The 18,685-nt window shown below is 55.9% G+C and carries 17 protein-coding genes; 9 read left to right on the top strand and 8 right to left on the bottom strand.

Features of this window, described 5'->3' with window-relative positions:
• Positions 1 to 17: 17 nt before the first annotated feature.
• From fadD to PU624_RS12155, 6 genes are all read right to left on the bottom strand, one after another.
• A complete protein-coding gene (gene fadD / locus PU624_RS12180) occupies positions 18 to 1,694 on the bottom strand; it encodes a long-chain-fatty-acid--CoA ligase FadD (protein ID WP_283547824.1) in 1,677 nt (558 codons plus the stop codon).
• 206 nt (positions 1,695 to 1,900) lie between these two features.
• Entirely contained in the window at positions 1,901 to 2,497 is a 597-nt protein-coding gene (locus PU624_RS12175; protein ID WP_283547823.1) for a Slp family lipoprotein, read from the bottom strand.
• A gap of 60 nt (positions 2,498 to 2,557) precedes the next feature.
• Positions 2,558 to 3,256 (bottom strand): tRNA (adenosine(37)-N6)-threonylcarbamoyltransferase complex dimerization subunit type 1 TsaB, encoded by a 699-nt coding sequence (gene tsaB, locus PU624_RS12170; protein ID WP_283547822.1) that lies wholly within the window; start codon positions 3,254 to 3,256, stop codon positions 2,558 to 2,560.
• 44 nt (positions 3,257 to 3,300) lie between these two features.
• The gene (gene yoaA / locus PU624_RS12165; protein WP_283547821.1) at positions 3,301 to 5,217 is read right to left on the bottom strand and encodes a DNA repair helicase YoaA; all 1,917 of its coding nucleotides are present in this window, start codon (positions 5,215 to 5,217) and stop codon (positions 3,301 to 3,303) included.
• A 242-nt stretch (positions 5,218 to 5,459) separates the two neighbouring features.
• Positions 5,460 to 6,197, bottom strand: a complete 738-nt coding sequence (locus tag PU624_RS12160; protein WP_283547820.1) for a carbonic anhydrase — start codon at positions 6,195 to 6,197, stop codon at positions 5,460 to 5,462.
• A gap of 648 nt (positions 6,198 to 6,845) precedes the next feature.
• Positions 6,846 to 7,013 carry a hypothetical protein gene (locus tag PU624_RS12155; RefSeq protein ID WP_283547819.1) on the bottom strand — a complete coding sequence of 56 codons (168 nt, stop codon included), beginning with the start codon at positions 7,011 to 7,013 and terminating at the stop codon, positions 6,846 to 6,848.
• Positions 7,014 to 7,346: 333 nt separating this feature from the next.
• Between PU624_RS12155 and PU624_RS12150 the strand changes: the two genes are divergently transcribed.
• Positions 7,347 to 7,706 carry a hypothetical protein gene (locus PU624_RS12150; protein WP_283547818.1) on the top strand — a complete coding sequence of 120 codons (360 nt, stop codon included), beginning with the start codon at positions 7,347 to 7,349 and terminating at the stop codon, positions 7,704 to 7,706.
• A 67-nt stretch (positions 7,707 to 7,773) separates the two neighbouring features.
• Positions 7,774 to 8,118, top strand: a complete 345-nt coding sequence (locus PU624_RS12145; RefSeq protein ID WP_003852699.1) for a RidA family protein — start codon at positions 7,774 to 7,776, stop codon at positions 8,116 to 8,118.
• Between the two features lie 12 nt (positions 8,119 to 8,130).
• Here PU624_RS12145 and PU624_RS12140 read toward each other — a convergent pair whose 3' ends face one another.
• Positions 8,131 to 8,325, bottom strand: coding sequence for a YoaH family protein (locus PU624_RS12140; protein WP_283547817.1), 195 nt, complete (start codon positions 8,323 to 8,325; stop codon positions 8,131 to 8,133).
• Positions 8,326 to 8,435: 110 nt separating this feature from the next.
• Here PU624_RS12140 and pabB point away from each other — a divergent pair, with 110 nt between their 5' ends.
• The 4 genes from pabB to pdeD all read left to right on the top strand — a co-directional run bounded on the left by pabB (position 8,436) and on the right by pdeD (position 13,699).
• Positions 8,436 to 9,815 (top strand): aminodeoxychorismate synthase component 1, encoded by a 1,380-nt coding sequence (gene pabB, locus PU624_RS12135; protein ID WP_283547816.1) that lies wholly within the window; start codon positions 8,436 to 8,438, stop codon positions 9,813 to 9,815.
• Positions 9,799 to 10,362 (top strand): CoA pyrophosphatase, encoded by a 564-nt coding sequence (locus PU624_RS12130; RefSeq protein ID WP_283547815.1) that lies wholly within the window; start codon positions 9,799 to 9,801, stop codon positions 10,360 to 10,362. Before pabB ends, PU624_RS12130 begins: the two co-directional genes overlap by 17 nt.
• A gap of 185 nt (positions 10,363 to 10,547) precedes the next feature.
• Entirely contained in the window at positions 10,548 to 11,912 is a 1,365-nt protein-coding gene (locus PU624_RS12125) for an L-serine ammonia-lyase (RefSeq protein ID WP_283547814.1), read from the top strand.
• A gap of 224 nt (positions 11,913 to 12,136) precedes the next feature.
• Positions 12,137 to 13,699 carry a cyclic di-3',5'-guanosine monophosphate phosphodiesterase PdeD gene (gene pdeD / locus PU624_RS12120; protein WP_283547813.1) on the top strand — a complete coding sequence of 521 codons (1,563 nt, stop codon included), beginning with the start codon at positions 12,137 to 12,139 and terminating at the stop codon, positions 13,697 to 13,699.
• Positions 13,700 to 13,832: 133 nt separating this feature from the next.
• Here pdeD and PU624_RS12115 read toward each other — a convergent pair whose 3' ends face one another.
• The gene (locus PU624_RS12115; protein WP_283547812.1) at positions 13,833 to 15,425 is read right to left on the bottom strand and encodes a TerC family protein; all 1,593 of its coding nucleotides are present in this window, start codon (positions 15,423 to 15,425) and stop codon (positions 13,833 to 13,835) included.
• Positions 15,426 to 15,929: 504 nt separating this feature from the next.
• On the opposite strand from PU624_RS12115, the gene manX reads away from it, so the two are divergent.
• The 3 genes from manX (at position 15,930) to PU624_RS12100 (ending at position 18,617) form a co-directional block, all read left to right on the top strand.
• A complete protein-coding gene (gene manX / locus PU624_RS12110) occupies positions 15,930 to 16,892 on the top strand; it encodes a PTS mannose transporter subunit IIAB (protein WP_283547811.1) in 963 nt (320 codons plus the stop codon).
• 63 nt (positions 16,893 to 16,955) lie between these two features.
• Entirely contained in the window at positions 16,956 to 17,756 is an 801-nt protein-coding gene (locus PU624_RS12105) for a PTS mannose/fructose/sorbose transporter subunit IIC (protein WP_283547976.1), read from the top strand.
• A gap of 15 nt (positions 17,757 to 17,771) precedes the next feature.
• On the top strand, positions 17,772 to 18,617 hold the full coding sequence (locus PU624_RS12100) for a PTS mannose transporter subunit IID (protein WP_283547810.1): 846 nt from the start codon (positions 17,772 to 17,774) through the stop codon (positions 18,615 to 18,617).
• Positions 18,618 to 18,685: the final 68 nt, after the last annotated feature.

The following is an 18,685-nucleotide window of genomic DNA, read 5'->3' as shown; positions in this document are numbered from 1 at the left end:
TCAATTCCTGCCCGGATTCAGCTCGCGCCGGGTTTCGCCTCGTCGCGCAGCTCACGCCGCAGGATCTTGCCAACGTTGGTCTTCGGTAACTCATCACGAAACTCAATGATTTTCGGCACCTTGTATCCGGTCAGCTGACGGCGGCAGTGGTCAAGCACCTCTTCTTTGGTCAGCGACGCATCTTTTTTCACGATGCAGACTTTGACTGCTTCGCCAGAAAGATCGCTGGGCACACCAATCGCCGCGGCTTCGCGCACTTTCGGATGCTGCATCAGCACATCTTCGATTTCATTCGGATAGACATTAAAACCGGAGACCAGAATCATATCTTTTTTACGGTCTACGATGCGAATAAAGCCTTCCTGATCAACGGTAACAATATCACCGCTGTGGAGCCAGCCATTTTTCAGCACTTCCGCTGTCGCTTCCGGGTGCTGCCAGTAGCCCAGCATCACCTGCGGACCGCTGATACAGAGCTCGCCAGGCTCACCCGGCGGCACTTCATTGCCCGCGTCATCCAGAATCCGCACATCGGTCGAGGGCACCGGCAGGCCGATACTGCCGGTATGACAGCTGATATCATACGGATTGACCGACACCAGCGGAGAGCATTCGGTCAGGCCATAGCCTTCCAGCAGATAGTGTCCGGTCAGCTTTTCCCAGCGCTCAGCCACCACCTTCTGCACCGCCATCCCGCCACCGGCAGAGAGACGCAGCGTGGAAAAATCGAGTTTATTGAACTGCTCATCGTTAAGCAGCGCGTTAAACAGCGTGTTGACGCCGGTGATCGCGGTAAACGGGAATTTCCCCAGCTCTTTCACGAAGCCAGGAATATCACGCGGATTAGTGATCAGCAGATTCTGACCGCCCAGCTCCAGGAAAAGCAGACCGTTCACCGTTAACGCGAAGATGTGGTAAAGCGGCAGAGCGGTGACGACAAACTCTTTACCGTCGCGCAGCACTTTGCCGTAGGTCGCGCGGGTCTGCTCCAGATTCGCCTGCATGTTGCGATGGGTCAGCATTGCCCCTTTGGCCACGCCGGTTGTGCCGCCGGTGTACTGCAGGAAGGCGAGATCGTCATTCGAGACGGTCGGACGCTGATAATCGAGCGTGGCGCCCACTTCGAGGACCTGGCGAAAGGAGATAGCACCCGGCAGATGATACTTCGGCACCAGCTTCTTCACATATTTGACGACAAAGTTAACCAGCGTCGCTTTTATCGGCGCCAGCTGATCGCCCATGCGGGTCAGGATGACGTGACGCACTGCGGTGTCGGCCACCACTTTTTCAAGGGTGTGGGCAAAATTCGAAACGATGACGATGGCGCTGGCTCCGCTGTCATTAAGCTGATGCTTCAGCTCACGCGGCGTGTAGAGCGGGTTCACATTGACCACCACCATACCCGCGCGCAGCACACCAAACAGGGCCACCGGATACTGAAGCAGGTTAGGCATCATCAGGGCCACGCGGTCACCCGCTTTCAGGCCCAGCTGCTGCTGGAGATAGGCGGCAAATGCGCGGCTCTTCTCTTCCAGCTGACGGTAACTCATCTTCTGACCCATGTTCACGAACGCGGGTTGATCGGCGTAACGTTTTGCAGCCTGCTCAAACAGATCCACCAGCGAGGTGTAACGATCTGCACTTATTTCGGCAGGCACATCTGCCGGGTAGCGTTTCAGCCAAACCTTATTCAAGGATCCACCCCGATAATTATGTTGTATTTCCATCGCTGCCTCAGCCAATCTGGTTTGTTAACAATATTTTAACTGATTGTACCAGTTTGCCTGTTTCGGCATGTTGAGGTTGCGAAGTGCATCACTAAATTTCGTGCTAAGAAATCAGGCCAATAAAAAGCCCGGCAGCGAGCACCGCGACCGGGCTGGATAAAATCCGTTGTACATTACTCGGTCAGTATTGTCTGGACCTCTGTCGGGCCGCTGTTGACCATGCCCCAGTAGGGATTCGGTCCCCAGTATCCGCCGCGATGGCGTGTCGGGCCGTACCAGATCCAGGGATCCATCGGCTGAGGCGGTGCCGTTACCTGCTGAGCAAGGCGCCAGCGCTGATAACCCCGCACATCGATGACTGCAAATTTGTAATCTGCCTCACCAATTTTGCCCTGCTCCGTGCCCTTCAGCGTACCCAGCACCGTGACATACTGGTTTTTCACATCCACCGGATCGACAAAGCCGTGGATGTCCGCATAAATCCGTCCAACCGAGGCCGCACCCAGACGCGGTCTGGCGCTGTCATCCAGCGGCTGCGCCGCAATCTCAAGCCGGGTTTTGCCGTTAAGGTTAGTGACATTCACGACCTTGCCGCCAAAGCGCGATTCCTGCCCGACAAAGAGCGAAGGATCGCTCATGACCCGCAACAGATCCTGCTGCGGCTGAGGTGAACTGCCCTGCAGCGTGTCAGGAATGGAGACACAACCGGTTAACGCCAGCACACAGGTCAGCAGCAGACCTGAAAGCCCTTTACCACACATTGACGACATAGACGTTCTCCCGTTAGGTAAAGACTTAGACTGGACGCATAACAATAAGTTGCGTGCATTTTACCGACCAGGTAATTTTTTCCAGGCGACTTCATTTCGCAGATACGTCGGCTCTGCCGTCTCCGGCAGCAGCGTATTCCCCTGCGCCAGCGCAAGGGTCGCCAGCGGCAGCATATCCTGTGCGGCAGGCAGGGTAACGTCACTGGCGGTCAGGGTCAGATTGTGTCCCTGCTGCAGAGCTGGATAAGCCTGCCAGCCGGTGCCAGCGGTCATCCACTCGCCAGACAGCGCCTGCATCCGCGCCAGTGCCGCCTCGGGTGACAGCACGCTTTCGCTGGCCTCGCCCTGCCAGGCACCCTGCGCGTCACGCTGATATTCGGCCCAGTAGACCTCACCCATGCGCGCATCGATAGCGGTTAACACCCGGGTTGCCCCGTGCAGACGCCCTGCGCCTTCCGCCAGCGTCGCCAGGGTAGAGACCGCAATCATCGGCAGTGAGGCGCCCAGCGCCAGGCCCTGCGCAATACCAATGCCAATCCGCACGCCGGTAAAACTGCCGGGGCCGCGACCAAAAGCGAGCGCGTCCAGATCGGTCAGTTCCAGCTGCTGCGCCAGCAGGAGCTCCTCGACCAGCGGTAAAATACGCTGGGTGTGATCGCGCGGGGCGATCTCGAATCGGGCATCAATCTGTTGCTGATTCAGCAAGGCGGCTGAACAGGCTTCTGTCGCCGTATCCAGCGCTAAAATTCGGGCTGACATGACTACCTCAGAAGAAAGAAAACGGCGCGCATCTTAGCATAAAATTACGCGTCTGGTTCGGGTTGCTGGCGGATAAAGGCGATGGCCCGGTCTATGTCGCGGGTGCGTGGCGTCGGCGGCAGGCTATTGAGAAACAGCGCGCCATAAGGACGGGAGACCAGCCGCTGATCGCAAATCACTAGCACGCCACGATCGTCGGTGTCACGGATTAACCGTCCCACGCCCTGCTTCAGGGTGATCACCGCATCCGGCAGCTGCACATCCGTAAAGGGATCGCCGCCGCGAATGCGGCAATCTTCCATTCTGGCTTTTAACAGCGGATCTTCCGGCGAGGTGAACGGCAGTTTGTCGATAATGACCAGCGACAGGGCATCACCCCGTACGTCCACGCCTTCCCAGAAGCTGCTGGTCGCCACCAGCAGGGCATTGCCCTTGTCGATAAACTGCTTCAGTAACTGACCTTTGCTGGTTTCACCCTGCACCAGCACCGGCAGCGTCATTGAGGCGCGAAATTCTGCCGCCAGCTCACGCATCATGAGGTGCGACGTGCAGAGGAAGAAGCAACGCCCTTTATTAGCATCAATCAGCGGCTTCATCATCGCGGCCAGCTGGCGTGCGCCGCCGGGACGGTTAGGTTCAGGCAGATTGCGCGGCACGCAGAGCAGGGCCTGTTTCGCAAAGTCGAACGGGCTGTTCAGAATCAGGCTCTTTGCCGCATTCACACCCAGCCGCTCGGCGAAGTGGGCCATCTTCTCATCGACCGCCAGGGTCGCTGAGGTAAAGATCCATGCGGCTTTACGATTATCCATCACCTCACGGAAGCGTTCGGCTACCGAGAGCGGCGTCAGGGCCAGGATAAAATGACGCGAGGTGCATTCATACCAGTAGCTATAGCCCGGCTCATTAATCGCCCGCAGCCGTTTTAACCGGGTACGGTAAAGCGCGGCGCGCTCAAAGGCGGCGTCCAGCAGGGCTGAACGCCCGAGGGAGAGTTTGATAACGTCGTAACACAGCTCAAGCGCATCATCCAGCAGGGTGAACATACGCAGAATCTGGTTATCGCTCAGCAGTTCGCGCAGATTACCGCGGTAGCCAGGATCGCCCAATGACAGGCGGAAATCCTGCGCGCATTGCGCCAGGCGGTCAGCGGATTTTTGCAGCTGCTGCGCATCACGCACTTCGGTGCGGTAGGCGGTAATAATGTCTTTAGCGAGATCGAGTAACTGACGGCTGGAGAGTTGCTGACCAAAATACTGACTGGCGATATCAGGCAGCTGATGGGCTTCATCGAAGATCATCACATCTGCTTCAGGAATGAGTTCGCCAAAACCGCCCTCTTTCACCACCAGGTCAGCCAGAAACAGGTGGTGGTTGACGACGACCACATCGGCGTCCATGGCGCGCTTACGCGCTTTAACCACGAAACACTCTTTATAGCGCGGGCAGTCGGTGCCAAGGCAGTTGTCGTTGGTGCTGGTGACCAGCGGCCAGACCGGACTGTCTTCGGTGACACCCCCACAGCTACTGATGTCGCCATCTTCGGTCTGTGAGGACCAGCTGCGCAGCGTGACCAGATCGGTCAGCGCCTGCACGGTGAGATCGCCGCCCGCCATCGACTGCTGTTCCATGCGTTCCAGACAGAGATAGTTGGAGCGCCCTTTCAGCAGGGCAGTTTTCCCTTTGAACTTCAGCGCCTTAACCATGGTGGGCAGATCGCGGCCATAGAGCTGATCCTGCAGCGCTTTGGATCCGGTGGAGACAATCACTTTTTTACCGGCCCGCAAGGCGGGTGCCAGGTAAGCATAGGTTTTACCGGTGCCTGTTCCGGCTTCGACCACCAGTTCACCCTGCTGTTTTACGGCTTCAGATACCGCCTGCGCCATCTCACGTTGTGCTTCACGCGGCTTAAAGCCTGCGATCGCCAGCGCCAGAGCGCCATCCACTGCAAAATCGTCTGCCACATACCCTCACTAAGAACGGCAAAAACACTGTAATTATGTCAGTATTGGATCAACAAATCAAAATTCATATTTATCAAAAGCTTAGCGATTTTAAGGGGTTTCAGGTGCGTCAGCCAGTGACCCGGGATCGTCTCTGGCAGACGTGAAAAAAGGCGGCTAGTGGCCGCCTGAAAAGTCCTGCTCGCTGTGCCGTTACGCCTGAAGGCGAATCTGCGGCGCACAGGGTGCATGAAGCGCGGTGATTACTCGACTATCATCCGACCATTGAGATGCTGCACCGGACGATTGTTGGTGGTTTTCAGCGCCTGCTTAAAGGCGTCGAGCTGTACCTGAGACAGCGTGACCGGCTGTTTCATCACCAGCCAGCGAATACCTTCGCTGCAGGGTGGCGTTGTCAGAGAGCCGCTGAAACGATAATAGTGCAGGTCTTTCGGGAAGAGGTCTCGCAGATTGACCTGCCGATTAATGGTTATCTGCTGGTTTTCCTTTTTCGGCATTGCAGCAATCAACGGTGCCAGCGCGGGATTCGCTTTACCGACTTTAAACATCACCGCGACCACGGCCAGATCTCCATCCGCTTTGCTGTGTACAAAGTGCGCTTCAAGGGGAAAAGTTTCCCCATTGATCTGGTTTTCACCCGGCGTATGAAAGTGATACTGACGCAGAGTGAACTTTTCACTGTCCAGAACAAAGTCATCTTCTTCATCAACGGTCACCTGAATCGTGTGACCATTGTTGATCACTTTCTCGGCTGACGTATGGTAAGCCAGGTCGAGGGCCTGTAAATGTCCCTCAATCGGATCTTTGATATTGATGGGCGACTGAGATTTTCCTTCATGACAGAGATGAAAGTCACTGCTCAGTTCACTCCAGTGCGCCGGACCGGCTTTGCCTTCATACGTCCAGTGCGGTTCTGCCGCCCCCGCTACGCTGATGAAAGAGATCGCCGCAGCCAGACTTAACATTTTTAGTCGTTTCATTTTTTCCCTGCTTAATAAGCTCATTTGCGGCAGGAATAATATTCCGCTCACCTTAAAATCAGCAAGGTGACAAAATGCGGTAAATCAAAATCAGAATAAATAAAGAGTTTAAATTTTTCATCGATGTTAATTAAATTAACAACGCTGAATAACCCGCTTTATTTAAGCGGATTTTTTAGACGTTTATCTGAATACACCGGACAGTCTGCGGGAATTAACGGGGGGTGCAATTTCCGGATGGGATTTTCGGCAGGCATAAGCCTGAAACAGCGAGGAAAGAAGCAAAGCGAAGAACCCAAAAAGCCGCAAAACGGCGCGACACGGGGTTTTGCGCGGTTTTGCGGTACAGGCCAGCATTCAGAAGATCAGAACGTCGTCAGACAGCCTTTTCTGAGGGCTAAACATCCTTTTCTGACGGATCGTTTTCCTCATCATCTTCTTCATCTTCCGGATAGATTTCGGCATCATCTGGCAGCGGTTCATCGTAATCAGGACGTTCAGACATAATTACCTCCGGTGATAAATAGCGGTGCTGCTATTTCAACTGAGCATAGTTAACCGTTATCACCGGCCGCACATTTTCCGCCTGAACTGTGAGCCAGACGTAAAATTGCTGTAAGAGACTGAAAACGACCTCACCTCATGGCGCTAATGATGTATATAAAGCGCGCCTGCCAGCATGAGGATGAACAGCACCGCAAAGGTAATCACTCCCGGCCTGGTGCCTTTGGATAAACCCACAAACGCCGCGATAACAATAAACAGCAGCGTCAGTGCGCCAGCCATAACCCAAAACAGATACTGCGTATTCGCCATGCTCTACTCCTCATCCTGTGGCGCGATTTCACGGCTGATTTATAACATTTTTAATCCGGTAGCGCCCCTGATTCCGCGCCTCTTCCCACCCGATAATGTCATTTCAGTTGGATAGCCCATCTCAGAAACTGCCCGCGTAACAGTGTGATGCAGTTATCAAATGCAGAGGAACGCCGCGAGGAAACAACGGCCCGGATTATAATGATTAAATCAGCTTACCGTTGGGATGTGGCACCCGTAGGCTGACGTGCTGAGACTGGCTTAACATTGCTGATCAGGCGGTGTGAAGCAGATGGCCTTAACCCGACTGCCTGACTCAGGCGGAGGAACGTTATGAACTATGTCCGCATCGGCTCTCTGGCTGGCGTGCTGCTGCTCTGCGGCTGCCAGGCTCCTACCCCTGAACAGGCTCGTCTGCAGCAACCTGTTTTTCAGGGTCAAAGCACCCGCACCGTTCCTCAGCTCAGCGACTGTATCTATCGCGGCTGGTCCACCACCAGCGTCATTGCACGGGATAACACCACCCACACCCAGCCGAACGGCAACGAAATCAGCGTCTTTACCTGGGAAGATTCGATATTTGCAGATGTTTCGCCCCGTCGAAAAGGAGCCGATGTGAAATATTTCACCACATTCAGGATGTCCCCGGATGTGATGGCGGACAGACAGGCGATTGTTGAACGTTGCCTGTAAAGCGATAGGGGTGACAGCGATATCAGGAGTGTGCCAGGCTAATGCGCAATTAACCAGGGAGAAACCGATGAGTATTACCCGCATTGACCCGGAACATCGCATGTCCGAAGCCGTTATTCATAACGACACGATCTATTACACCAGTGTGCCAGAGAATCTGGATGCCGACGCTGAAGCGCAGACTGCCAATGCGCTGGCGGTCATTGACGCGATCCTGACCCGCCTCGGCAGTGATAAAAGTAAGATCCTGGATGCGACGCTGTTTCTGGTGGATAAAGCCGATTTCCCTGCCATGAACCGCGCGTGGGACGCCTGGGTCTCGCCAGGCAATGCGCCGGTGCGCTGTACCGTACAGGCCGGGCTGCTGAATCCAAAGTACAAAATCGAAATTAAAATTATCGCCGCACGTTAATAATTCAGGGCGTTACGCTTCTTCGTGTTCGTCATCTTCGTCGTCGAACATCGCCCTGACACGTTCGCCCTTGTGATTCTGCCGGATTTCCTGCGCCACCTGGGCGATCGCTTCACCGCTCGATAAACCACCCGCCATCAACTCCTGAATACGTTCGACGGCCTGCTGTTGCTGCTCATGTGAGAGAGCCGGTAATCCAATAAACATGTTTCACTCCTGCGTTGGGTCAGACAGTATCCCACGTGGAACTAACAGGTGCCAGTCAGGAAAAAATATGTCAGTCTGACCGCCTCTTTGCTTTCTGATTTGTCTGCCCGATGATTGTTGAAACCCTCACGCTTGATTATACCCCGGATGCGCTGACTCAGCGTTTCGCCACCCTTGCCCATCTGCCCTGGGCGATGCTGCTCTCCTCCGCGCAGGCCAGTCACAGCGATAACCGCTTTGATATCCTGACCGCCGATCCCCGCGCCACGCTGGTGACCCGTGATGCGATCACCATCGTCAGCGACGAGACCGGCACGACCGAATCGACGGCCGACCCGCTGCTGCTGGTGCAGCAGCAGTGTGATGCGCTGGGCATCACGCCCGCGGCCAGCGAGGCCCTGCCGTTTCAGGGCGGTGCGCTGGGCCTGTTTGGTTATGATCTGGGCCGCCGGTTTGAGTCGCTGCCCCAAAATGCCGCCGCCGATCTCACAACGCCGGACATGGCGGTGGGGATCTATGACTGGGCCTTGATTGCCGACCATCATCAGCAAACCCTGACCCTGGTGGCACTGAACAACGCCGAAGCACGCGCCGCCTGGCTGGCGCAGTGGCCCGCGCGCGACGTCATGCCCTTTTCACTGACCAGTCGCTGGCGCTCTAATCTGACCTATGACGATTACGCGGCGCGCTTTGCCGCGGTTCAGGCCTATATTCAGGCCGGTGACTGTTACCAGGTTAACCTGGCGCAGCGGTTTCAGGCGGGTTATCAGGGTGATGAGTGGCAGGCGTTTACGCTTCTTAATCAGGCTAACCGCGCGCCGTTCAGCGCTTTTCTGCGCCTGCCTGACAGTGCGATCCTCAGCTTGTCGCCAGAGCGCTTTCTGTCGCTGAATAACAGGCAGATCGAAACCCGACCGATCAAAGGTACCCGGCCACGCTGCGAGGATCCGATTGCCGATGCACAACAGGCAGAGTCGCTGCGTCATGCGGAAAAAGACCGGGCCGAAAACCTGATGATTGTCGATTTGCTGCGCAATGATATTGGCCGCGTGGCAATGCCCGGCTCGGTCACGGTGCCGGAGCTGTTTGTGGTTGAACCCTTCCCCGCCGTGCATCATCTGGTGAGCACGGTGCGGGGACAGCTGCCTGACAGCCTGCAGGCCACCGATCTGCTGCGCGCCTGTTTTCCCGGCGGCTCCATTACCGGTGCGCCCAAGATCCGGGCGATGGAGATCATTGATGAGCTGGAACCGCATCGGCGCAATGCCTGGTGCGGCAGTATCGGCTATATCAGCCTGTGTGGCCGGATGGATACCAGCATCACTATCCGCACACTGATCGCCGAAGGTCAGCAGCTCTACTGTGCCGCCGGTGGCGGGCTGGTGGCAGACAGCGATCCGCAGGCGGAGTATCAGGAGACGCTCGACAAAGTCAGCCGGATTTTACCGGCTCTGGAACAGACAGGAGGTTCAGTTGGCTCTGACGCTTGAGGTTTTCCGCAGCCGTTTTCTGTTGCAGCAGCCTGCCCGCAGCACGCAGCGCCTCTCCGGACGCCATGCGGCGGTGCTGGTACCGATCGTCGCGCGGCCTGAACCGGGCCTGTTGCTGACACAGCGCTCGCACGCCCTGCGCAAACACGCCGGACAGGTCGCCTTTCCTGGCGGGATGCAGGATGACACCGACGCCTCGCTGATCGCCACCGCCCTGCGAGAGGCGCAGGAAGAGGTCGGCATCGATCCGCAGCAGGTCGAGATATTAGGCGCGCTGCCTGCCGTCACCAGCAGCACGGGCTTTCAGGTGACGCCAGTGCTGGGCATTATTCCGGCCGATGTGCGGTTAACGATTAATCCGGACGAAGTCAGCAGCGCCTTTGAGATGCCGCTGGCCGAGGCTTTGCAGCTCAGCCGCTACAGCGCGCTGGAGGTGCATCGGGCTGGCGTACGTCATCCGGTCTGGCTGTCGCGCTATCAGGATTATCTGGTGTGGGGCATGACCGCAGGAATTATCCGTTCACTGAGTGCTCAGATCGCATTCTGACCCCGTTTTGCCTGTTTTTCCCTCAATGGCCCGTCAGTAAACTGCCGGGCTGCGCTATAATTTTTTCTATTGGTTTAGATAAGTTTATTTCATGCGAAAAGCTGCTCTTTCCTGGTGCATGACTATTACTATGGGCGCCATAAACTGCCCCGGCAGACTGAGAATAATTGTGAGGAGTGTCACCTGTGATTAGTGTTTTCGACATGTTCAAAGTGGGCATCGGCCCCTCGAGTTCGCATACTGTCGGCCCGATGAAAGCGGGTAAGCAGTTTGTGGATTTGCTGTGCGAACAGGGAAAGCTGCAGGACGTCACCCGGATCGCCGTGGATGTTTACGGCTCTCTGTCTCTGACCGGCAAAGGCCATCACACGGATATCGCCATTATTATGGGTCTGGCGGGCGAATCGCCGGACACCGTGGATATTGATGCGATCCCCGCGTTTATTAAAGATGTCGAACAGCGTGAGCGACTGCTGCTGGCGAAAGGCGCGCATGAAGTCGATTTCCCGCGTGAAGGCGGCATGGTGTTCCGCAGTGAAAACCTTTCTTTGCATGAGAATGGCCTGCGCCTGCTGGCGTTCGCGGGCGATCTGCTGATCCTGTCGAAAACCTATTACTCCGTGGGCGGCGGTTTCATCGTGGATGAAGAGCACTTCGGTCAGTCAGCACTTGATGAAGTCTCTGTGCCCTGGCCGTTCCACTCCGCCAAAGATCTGCTGGCGCACTGCCGTGAAACCGGTCTGTCGCTCTCGGGCCTGGTGATGAAAAACGAGCTGGCGCTGCACAGCCGCGATGAGATCCACGCCTATTTCACCAACATCTGGCAGACGATGCAGGCCTGTATCGATCGCGGTCTGAATACCGAGGGCGTGTTGCCTGGCCCGCTGCGCGTGCCGCGTCGTGCCGCTTCACTGCGTCGCCTGCTGACTTCCTCTGACAAGCACTCCAGCGATCCGATGATTGTTATCGACTGGATCAATATGTATGCGCTGGCGGTCAACGAAGAGAACGCTGCGGGCGGACGTGTGGTGACCGCGCCGACAAACGGAGCCTGCGGTATCGTGCCTGCGGTGCTGGCGTACTACGATCACTTCATCGAGCCGGTGACGCCCGATATTTTCCTGCGCTATTTCCTCGCCTCTGGCGCCATTGGCGTGCTGTATAAAATGAACGCCTCGATTTCAGGTGCCGAAGTGGGCTGTCAGGGTGAAGTGGGCGTGGCCTGTTCGATGGCGGCCGCCGGTCTGGCTGAGCTGCTGGGCGGCAGTCCGGAGCAGGTCTGCGTGGCCGCTGAAATCGGCATGGAGCATAACCTGGGGCTGACCTGTGATCCGGTGGCGGGTCAGGTTCAGGTGCCCTGCATTGAGCGTAATGCGATTGCCTCGGTTAAAGCGATTAACGCGGCGCGCATGGCGCTTCGTCGCACCAGTGCCCCCCGCGTCTCACTGGATAAAGTCATCGAGACCATGTATGAAACCGGCAAAGATATGAACGCGAAGTATCGTGAAACGTCGCGTGGTGGCCTGGCGATTAAAGTACAGTGTGATTAAGCGAAACGATTCAATGTTAAAATTACGTGCAAACGTAATAAAATCCGTATCCTGCGCTATCTCAGCGCAGGATTAAACGGTAGAGTGATTTCCGCACAGCCGTCCGGCTTATGCAGCTTACCAGACCCGCTTTTCTCTGTTCCGGCCTCAATATTGACCTGGCCGTGCCGATACTTACCCCGTAATTTTTGCTTTATTGTGGCTTTTTGGGAAGGTGGATACTGATGTTTATGGCCCAGCAATTTGTTGGACAATTCAGACGCAAGCGTTTGCTTATTGCACTTTCAATCGCCCTTGTGGTGATGATATTAACGCTGGCCTTTCGCTATATTGAAGAGAAGTCACGTATCGAACAGCAGGCGATGGATTTCGCCGACAAAGCCATTATGCGGTTTGACCGGATGTTTTCACCGCTGGAGGTGTCCGCCAATAACACGCTGGGTCTGGTTGGCGTTCCCTGTAACGATGTGCGTTTTCCGCTGATTGAAAAAATTTCCTCTCTGCAGACGCTGCGGGCGATCCTGCTGGTGGATAACGATGTGCTCTACTGCTCCAGTGTTTACGGACCCCGTAATATCCCCTTCAGCCAGACCTATCCCGACCTCGCCTATAACGGCCAGCGTATGACGCTTTCAACCGATCAATATCTGCTGAAAGGCTCGCCGATATTGATGCTGTGGACGCCAAAAAGCCAGGACAACCGCTCCGGCATTTTGCAGGTGATTAACATCGAAATGATGAGCAACTATCTGCTGGAACCGCAGTTGCCGTGGGTGGAACGCGCCGTTTTTAATGTCAACGGAGAGAGCCTTGAGTATGGCAATCCAATGATTGAGTCCACGGTGGCGTCAGACGATGAAGTGAGTTATGAGCAGGGCTCGCTGCGCTATCCGTTTACGCTGACCCTCTATGGCCCTTCTCCGACCCGGCTGGCGCTGGCGACACTTCCCTCACAGCTGCCGCTGGCGCTGCTGCTGAGTCTGCTGATGGGCTATATCGTCTGGCTGGCGACCGCAAATCGCATGAGCCTGAGCTGGCAAATCAGTTATGGCATCACCGCCAAAGAGTTCATGGTTTATTGTCAGCCGCTGATCAACAGCAGAAGCGGTGAGTGCGACGGCATTGAGCTGCTGCTGCGCTGGCATAATGCCCGTCAGGGCTGGGTGGCGCCGGACGTCTTTATTCCTCTGGCCGAGCGCCAGAATCTGATTAAGCCGCTGACGCGCTTTGTGCTGAATGAGGTGGTGAGAGAATTACCCCAGCTCCCCCGGGATCCCGCCTTCCATATCGCCATCAACGTTGCCGCCAGTCATTTCCGTGACCGCGCCATTCTTGAGGATCTGCAAAACATCTGGTGGCCGGCTACGCCAGTGCCAAAACTGGTGGTGGAACTTACCGAGCGGGATGCCCTGCCGGTGGTGGATCAGTCGGTGATTGCGCAACTGCATGATATCGGCGTCCGGCTGGCGATCGATGATTTCGGCACCGGTCACAGCTCGCTCTCCTACCTGAAAGATTTGCAGCCCGATGTGCTGAAGATCGACAAGATTTTCACTGCAGCCATCGGCACTGATGCGATTAACGCCACGGTGACGGATATGGTGATTTCGCTGGCCCAGCGCCTGAATATCAGTCTGGTGGCCGAGGGGGTGGAAACGGCTGAGCAGGCGGATTACCTGCGTGAACGCGGCGTGGATCATCTGCAGGGCTACTATTTTGCCCGTCCGATGCCGCTGCAGGATTTTCCGGCATGGCTGTTACTGCATCAGGCTGATGTCCACCAATAATTTCAGCTTCAGCGCCGTACAGCCCTTACTCCCCTCACAGACAAAAAAACAGCCGCGGCATTGAAGCAGCGGCTGTCGGGGAGATTCAGGGCTGCCGGTCAGACCGGCAGCGCCTCAGCAACAACGCGAAGCATTAACTCTCTTCATCCTCGTCGTGCGGTTTATCTTTAGTGACACGCACCAGATCGATACGGTAGTCCGTCGCTTCGATGATCTGGAAGTGCAGCGGAGTGATATCAATCACATCGCCAGGCAGCGGTAACTGCCCTTTCTGCTCAATCAGCAGGCCCGCCAGCGAGGCGTGGTCTTCTGTCGGATTGACCAGTTCATGGAAGTCGAGCAGTTGCTGCAGCGAGTGCAGATCCGTTCCGCCTTTCACTAACCAGCCATCACCATCCGCAATGATATCCGGCGTTTCATCTTCGTCCGGGAATTCACCCGCAATCGCTTCCAGCACGTCCAGCGGGGTTATCAGACCCTGAACCACGCCAAACTCGTTGGTGACAATCACGAAGCTGCCCTTGGCACGACGCAGCACGCCCAGCAGATTGATCGGATCCAGCGTCTCCGGCACCACGATGGTCGGCGTGTTAGCGGCGAAAGTCGCGACGTCGGTGCCGTGCTCCAGCGCCACCAGCAGCTCCTTGGCACGCACGACGCCGACGATCTCATCCAGCTCACCCCGACACACCGGGAACAGGCTGTGTGGCGTATCCAGCAGCTGACCGCGAATCTCATCCACCGGGCGATTCGCATCGACCCAGGAGATATCACCGCGCGGCGTCATGATGCTGCGAATTGAGCGGGACGCCAGCGTCAGCACACCGTTAATCATATAGCGCTCTTCATCTTTAAACGCTTCCTGCGGCATCGCTTCTGCCCGCGCAGCCTCTTCGCTGCTGCTGGTGTTGCTGGTGCTATTACTGTTGCTGGCTGTCTGGGCACGGTTACGGCCACCCATCAGTCGCAGAATCGCCTCTGCGGTGCGCTCACGCATCGGACGATTAGACTGATGCCGGATAAAGTTACGACGCGCAATCTGGTTAAACAGCTCAATAAGAATCGAGAAGCCAATGGCCGCGTACAGGTAACCTTTCGGAATATGGAAGCCAAATCCTTCTGCCACCAGCGACAGACCGATCATCAACAGGAAGCTCAGACAGAGCACCACCACGGTCGGATGCGCATTAACGAAGTTAGTTAACGGTTTTGACGCCAGCAGCATCACACCCATCGCAATCACCACGGCGGTCATCATCACCGGCAGGTTGTTAACCATACCCACGGCGGTGATCACGGCATCCAGCGAGAAGACGGCGTCCAGCACCACAATCTGTAACACCACAGCCCAGAAACTGGCATATCCCCGATTAGCGGAACCATCAAGCTGACGGTTCTCCAGCCTCTCGTGCAGCTCCATGGTCGCCTTGAATAACAGGAAGAAACCACCAAGCAGCAGGATTAAATCACGTCCGGAAAAGCTGAAACCGCCTACGCTGAAGAGAGGCGTAGTCAGCGTAACGATCCAGGAGATCAGCGACAGCAGGCCCAGACGCATCACCAGTGCCAGCGACAGGCCGATTAAACGGGCTTTATCACGCTGCTTTGGCGGCAGTTTGTCGGCCAGAATGGCAATGAACACCAGGTTATCAATACCCAGCACGATTTCCAGTACGACGAGCGTCAGCAAACCCGCCCAGATTGAGGGGTCGAATAAAAATTCCATTATTTATGACTCCAGAACAGGGAACTGAGTGAGCCGGTGCTTATCAGCGCAGCGAAGCGTGACATCCGGAAGGTCGGTAAAGCGGTGAAAACGCCGCGAGGCGAAGGGTGACGCGCCAGCAGGCGCAAAGAACAGATTAAGCGACGTCGGTGACGATCCATAAAGGTGGGCTGAAGCCCGTTACTCCTGAGTAATAAACAGAACGTTAATGTATCAGGTCGGGGAATTGCGTCAAAAAATTTTCTTATTTTTACAATCTGCATGAGGAATGATCGGCCGCATAAAACAGGCAACTGGCGAATTAACGGAATGAATAACTGACAGACATCACAAAATTTATTTTTTCGATCACTAAAATAAATCGCGACTTTACCGCCTTGACGGTGTTAACCCCTGTTTTTTCGACGCTATCACAGCAGGTCGAATCACCCGGTAACACAGATAAGCATGTCTCAATACAGTTCATTGACTCAGATGAGCATCTCAAGCGAACGGAGGTAGCACGTGACCATTGCGATAGTAATTGGTACACACGGCTGGGCAGCGGAACAACTGCTGAAAACAGCAGAAATGCTGTTGGGCGAGCAGGACAATGTCGGCTGGATAGACTTTGTCCCCGGTGAAAATGCAGAAACACTGATTGAAAAATATCAGGCACGACTGGCAGAACTGGATACCAGCAAAGGGGTCCTGTTTTTAGTCGATACCTGGGGGGGCAGCCCGTTTAATGCGGCCAGCCGTATCGTGGTCGATAAACCCCAGCATGAGGTCATCGCCGGGGTCAATATCCCGATGCTGGTCGAAACCCTGATGGCGCGCGATGACGATCCCGGCTTTGACGAACTGGTCGCCATCGCCGTGGAGACGGGCCGTGAAGGGGTTAAAGCTCTGAAGGCCAAAGAGGCCGAACCGGCACCGGCTGCGGTCAAACCGGCCGCTGCGGCGCAACCGGCTAAGCCGATGGCACCCGGCGATCACATGAAAATCGGGCTGACGCGCATTGATGACCGTCTGATTCATGGCCAGGTCGCGACGCGCTGGACAAAAGAAACCAACGTTCAGCGCATTATTGTGGTCAGCGATGAAGTCGCTAAAGATCATGTGCGTAAGACCCTGCTGACGCAGGTTGCCCCGCCAGGGGTGACGGCCCATGTGGTGGATGTCGATAAAATGGTGCGGGTGTGGAATAACCCGAAGTATGGTCAGGATCGCGTGATGCTGCTGTTTACCAATCCCACCGATGTTCTGCGCGTCGTGGAACAGGGTGTGGATATTAAAACGGTGAATATCGGCGGCATGGCGTTCCGCCAGGGGAAAACCCAGGTCAACAATGCGGTCTCGGTTGATGAAAAAGATATTGCCGCCTTCCGCAAACTCAATGAACGCAATATCGAACTGGAAGTGCGTAAAGTTTCCAGTGACCAGAAACTGAAGATGATGGATCTGATTGCGAAAGTTAACGCATAACAGAAGCACTTCTGCGCCTGCGTTTCCGGGCTCGTCGTTATCCTGCTGAGGACAAGAAGTATGATGGAAATAACCTCGCTACAAATTATTTTGATTTTTATTGTCGCCTGTATTGCCGGTATGGGATCGATTCTGGATGAGTTCCAGTTTCACCGTCCGCTGGTGGCCTGTACCCTGATTGGTATCGTGCTGGGTGATATGAAAACCGGCATTATCATCGGCGGTACGCTGGAGATGATTGCGCTGGGCTGGATGAACATCGGTGCCGCTGTGGCTCCTGATGCCGCCCTCGCCTCCATCATCTCGACCATTCTGGTCATTGCTGGCGGTCAGAGCGTCGGTGCCGGTATCGCACTGGCAATTCCGCTGGCTGCCGCCGGACAGGTGCTGACCATTATCGTGCGTACGCTGACCGTGGCCTTCCAGCACGCGGCAGACAAAGCCGCCGAAAAAGGGAATCTCACCGCCATCTCCTGGATCCATGTCTCTGCCCTGCTGTTACAGGCGATGCGTATCGCCATCCCGGCGCTGATTGTGGCGATTTCGGTCGGCACCAGTGCAGTTCACGCCCTGCTCAGTTCAATTCCTGAAGTGGTCACCAACGGCCTGAATATCGCCGGAGGCATGATTGTGGTGGTCGGTTACGCGATGGTCATCAACATGATGCGCGCAGGCTACCTGATGCCATTCTTCTACCTCGGCTTTGTCACCGCGGCCTTCACCAACTTTAACCTGGTGGCGCTGGGTGTGATTGGTGTGGTCATGGCAGTGCTCTACATTCAGCTCAGCCCGAAATACAACCGTGTGGCGGGCGCACCTAATGGTGCAGCAGCCGCAAACGATCTTGATAACGAACTCGATTAAGGAACAGGTGAGCACATGGTTGATATTACGAAAGTCGAAAAGAAACTGACGCCCGGCGATGTCCGCGCCGTCTTTATGCGCTCTAACCTGTTCCAGGGTTCATGGAACTTTGAACGTATGCAGGCGCTGGGCTTCTGCTTCTCAATGGTGCCGGTGATCCGCCGTCTCTATCCGGAAAACAACGATGCGCGCAAGCAGGCGATTAAGCGTCATCTGGAGTTCTTTAACACCCACCCTTATGTGGCCGCGCCGGTACTGGGCGTTACCATGGCGATGGAAGAGCAGCGTGCCAATGGCGCACCCATTGACGACGCGGCGATTAACGGCCTGAAAGTCGGCCTGATGGGACCACTGGCTGGCGTCGGCGACCCGATCTTCTGGGGTACCGTGCGTCCGGTGTTTGCTGCGCTGGGTGCCGGTATCGCAATGAGCGGCAGTCTGCTGGGTCCGTTACTGTTCTTTGTGCTGTTTAACCTGGCGCGCCTGCTGACCCGCTATTACGGCGTGGCGTATGGCTATCGCAAAGGGATCGACATCGTCAGCGACATGGGCGGCGGTTTTCTGCAGAAGCTCACGGAGGGCGCCTCGATTCTGGGCCTGTTTGTCATGGGGGCGCTGGTCAACAAGTGGACGCACGTTAACATCCCGCTGGTGGTGTCGCGCATCACTGACTCCACCGGAAAGACTACCGTCACCACGGTACAGTCGATCCTCGATCAGCTGATGCCGGGCATTGTGCCGCTGCTGCTGACCTTTGGCTGTATGTGGCTGTTACGCCGTAAAGTAAACGCGCTGTGGATTATCGTTGGCTTCTTTGCTATCGGTATCTTTGGTTACTGGATCGGCCTGCTCGGTCTGTAATTTCACCCGGCCGGGAGCCTTCGCTCCCGGCTTTTAAGCGTGGTGAGCTGAGCCACATCCGGCTGAGC

The sequence above is a fragment of the Pantoea sp. Lij88 genome (assembly GCF_030062155.1).
Lineage (GTDB): Bacteria > Pseudomonadota > Gammaproteobacteria > Enterobacterales > Enterobacteriaceae > Pantoea.
This window is presented reverse-complemented; position numbering and strand designations above follow the sequence as displayed.

Excerpts from the sequence above, each read along its gene's own strand:
- PU624_RS12175 (WP_283547823.1), bottom strand. The coding sequence starts at position 2,497 with ATGTCGTCAATGTGTGGTAAAGGGCTTTCAGGTCTGCTGCTGACCTGT.
- tsaB (WP_283547822.1), bottom strand. The coding sequence starts at position 3,256 with ATGTCAGCCCGAATTTTAGCGCTGGATACGGCGACAGAAGCCTGTTCA.
- PU624_RS12160 (WP_283547820.1), bottom strand. The coding sequence starts at position 6,197 with ATGAAACGACTAAAAATGTTAAGTCTGGCTGCGGCGATCTCTTTCATC.
- PU624_RS12155 (WP_283547819.1), bottom strand. The coding sequence starts at position 7,013 with ATGGCGAATACGCAGTATCTGTTTTGGGTTATGGCTGGCGCACTGACG.
- PU624_RS12150 (WP_283547818.1), top strand. The coding sequence starts at position 7,347 with ATGAACTATGTCCGCATCGGCTCTCTGGCTGGCGTGCTGCTGCTCTGC.
- PU624_RS12145 (WP_003852699.1), top strand. The coding sequence starts at position 7,774 with ATGAGTATTACCCGCATTGACCCGGAACATCGCATGTCCGAAGCCGTT.
- PU624_RS12140 (WP_283547817.1), bottom strand. The coding sequence starts at position 8,325 with ATGTTTATTGGATTACCGGCTCTCTCACATGAGCAGCAACAGCAGGCC.
- pabB (WP_283547816.1), top strand. The coding sequence starts at position 8,436 with ATGATTGTTGAAACCCTCACGCTTGATTATACCCCGGATGCGCTGACT.
- pdeD (WP_283547813.1), top strand. The coding sequence starts at position 12,137 with ATGTTTATGGCCCAGCAATTTGTTGGACAATTCAGACGCAAGCGTTTG.
- PU624_RS12115 (WP_283547812.1), bottom strand. The coding sequence starts at position 15,425 with ATGGAATTTTTATTCGACCCCTCAATCTGGGCGGGTTTGCTGACGCTC.
- PU624_RS12105 (WP_283547976.1), top strand. The coding sequence starts at position 16,956 with ATGGAAATAACCTCGCTACAAATTATTTTGATTTTTATTGTCGCCTGT.
- PU624_RS12100 (WP_283547810.1), top strand. The coding sequence starts at position 17,772 with ATGGTTGATATTACGAAAGTCGAAAAGAAACTGACGCCCGGCGATGTC.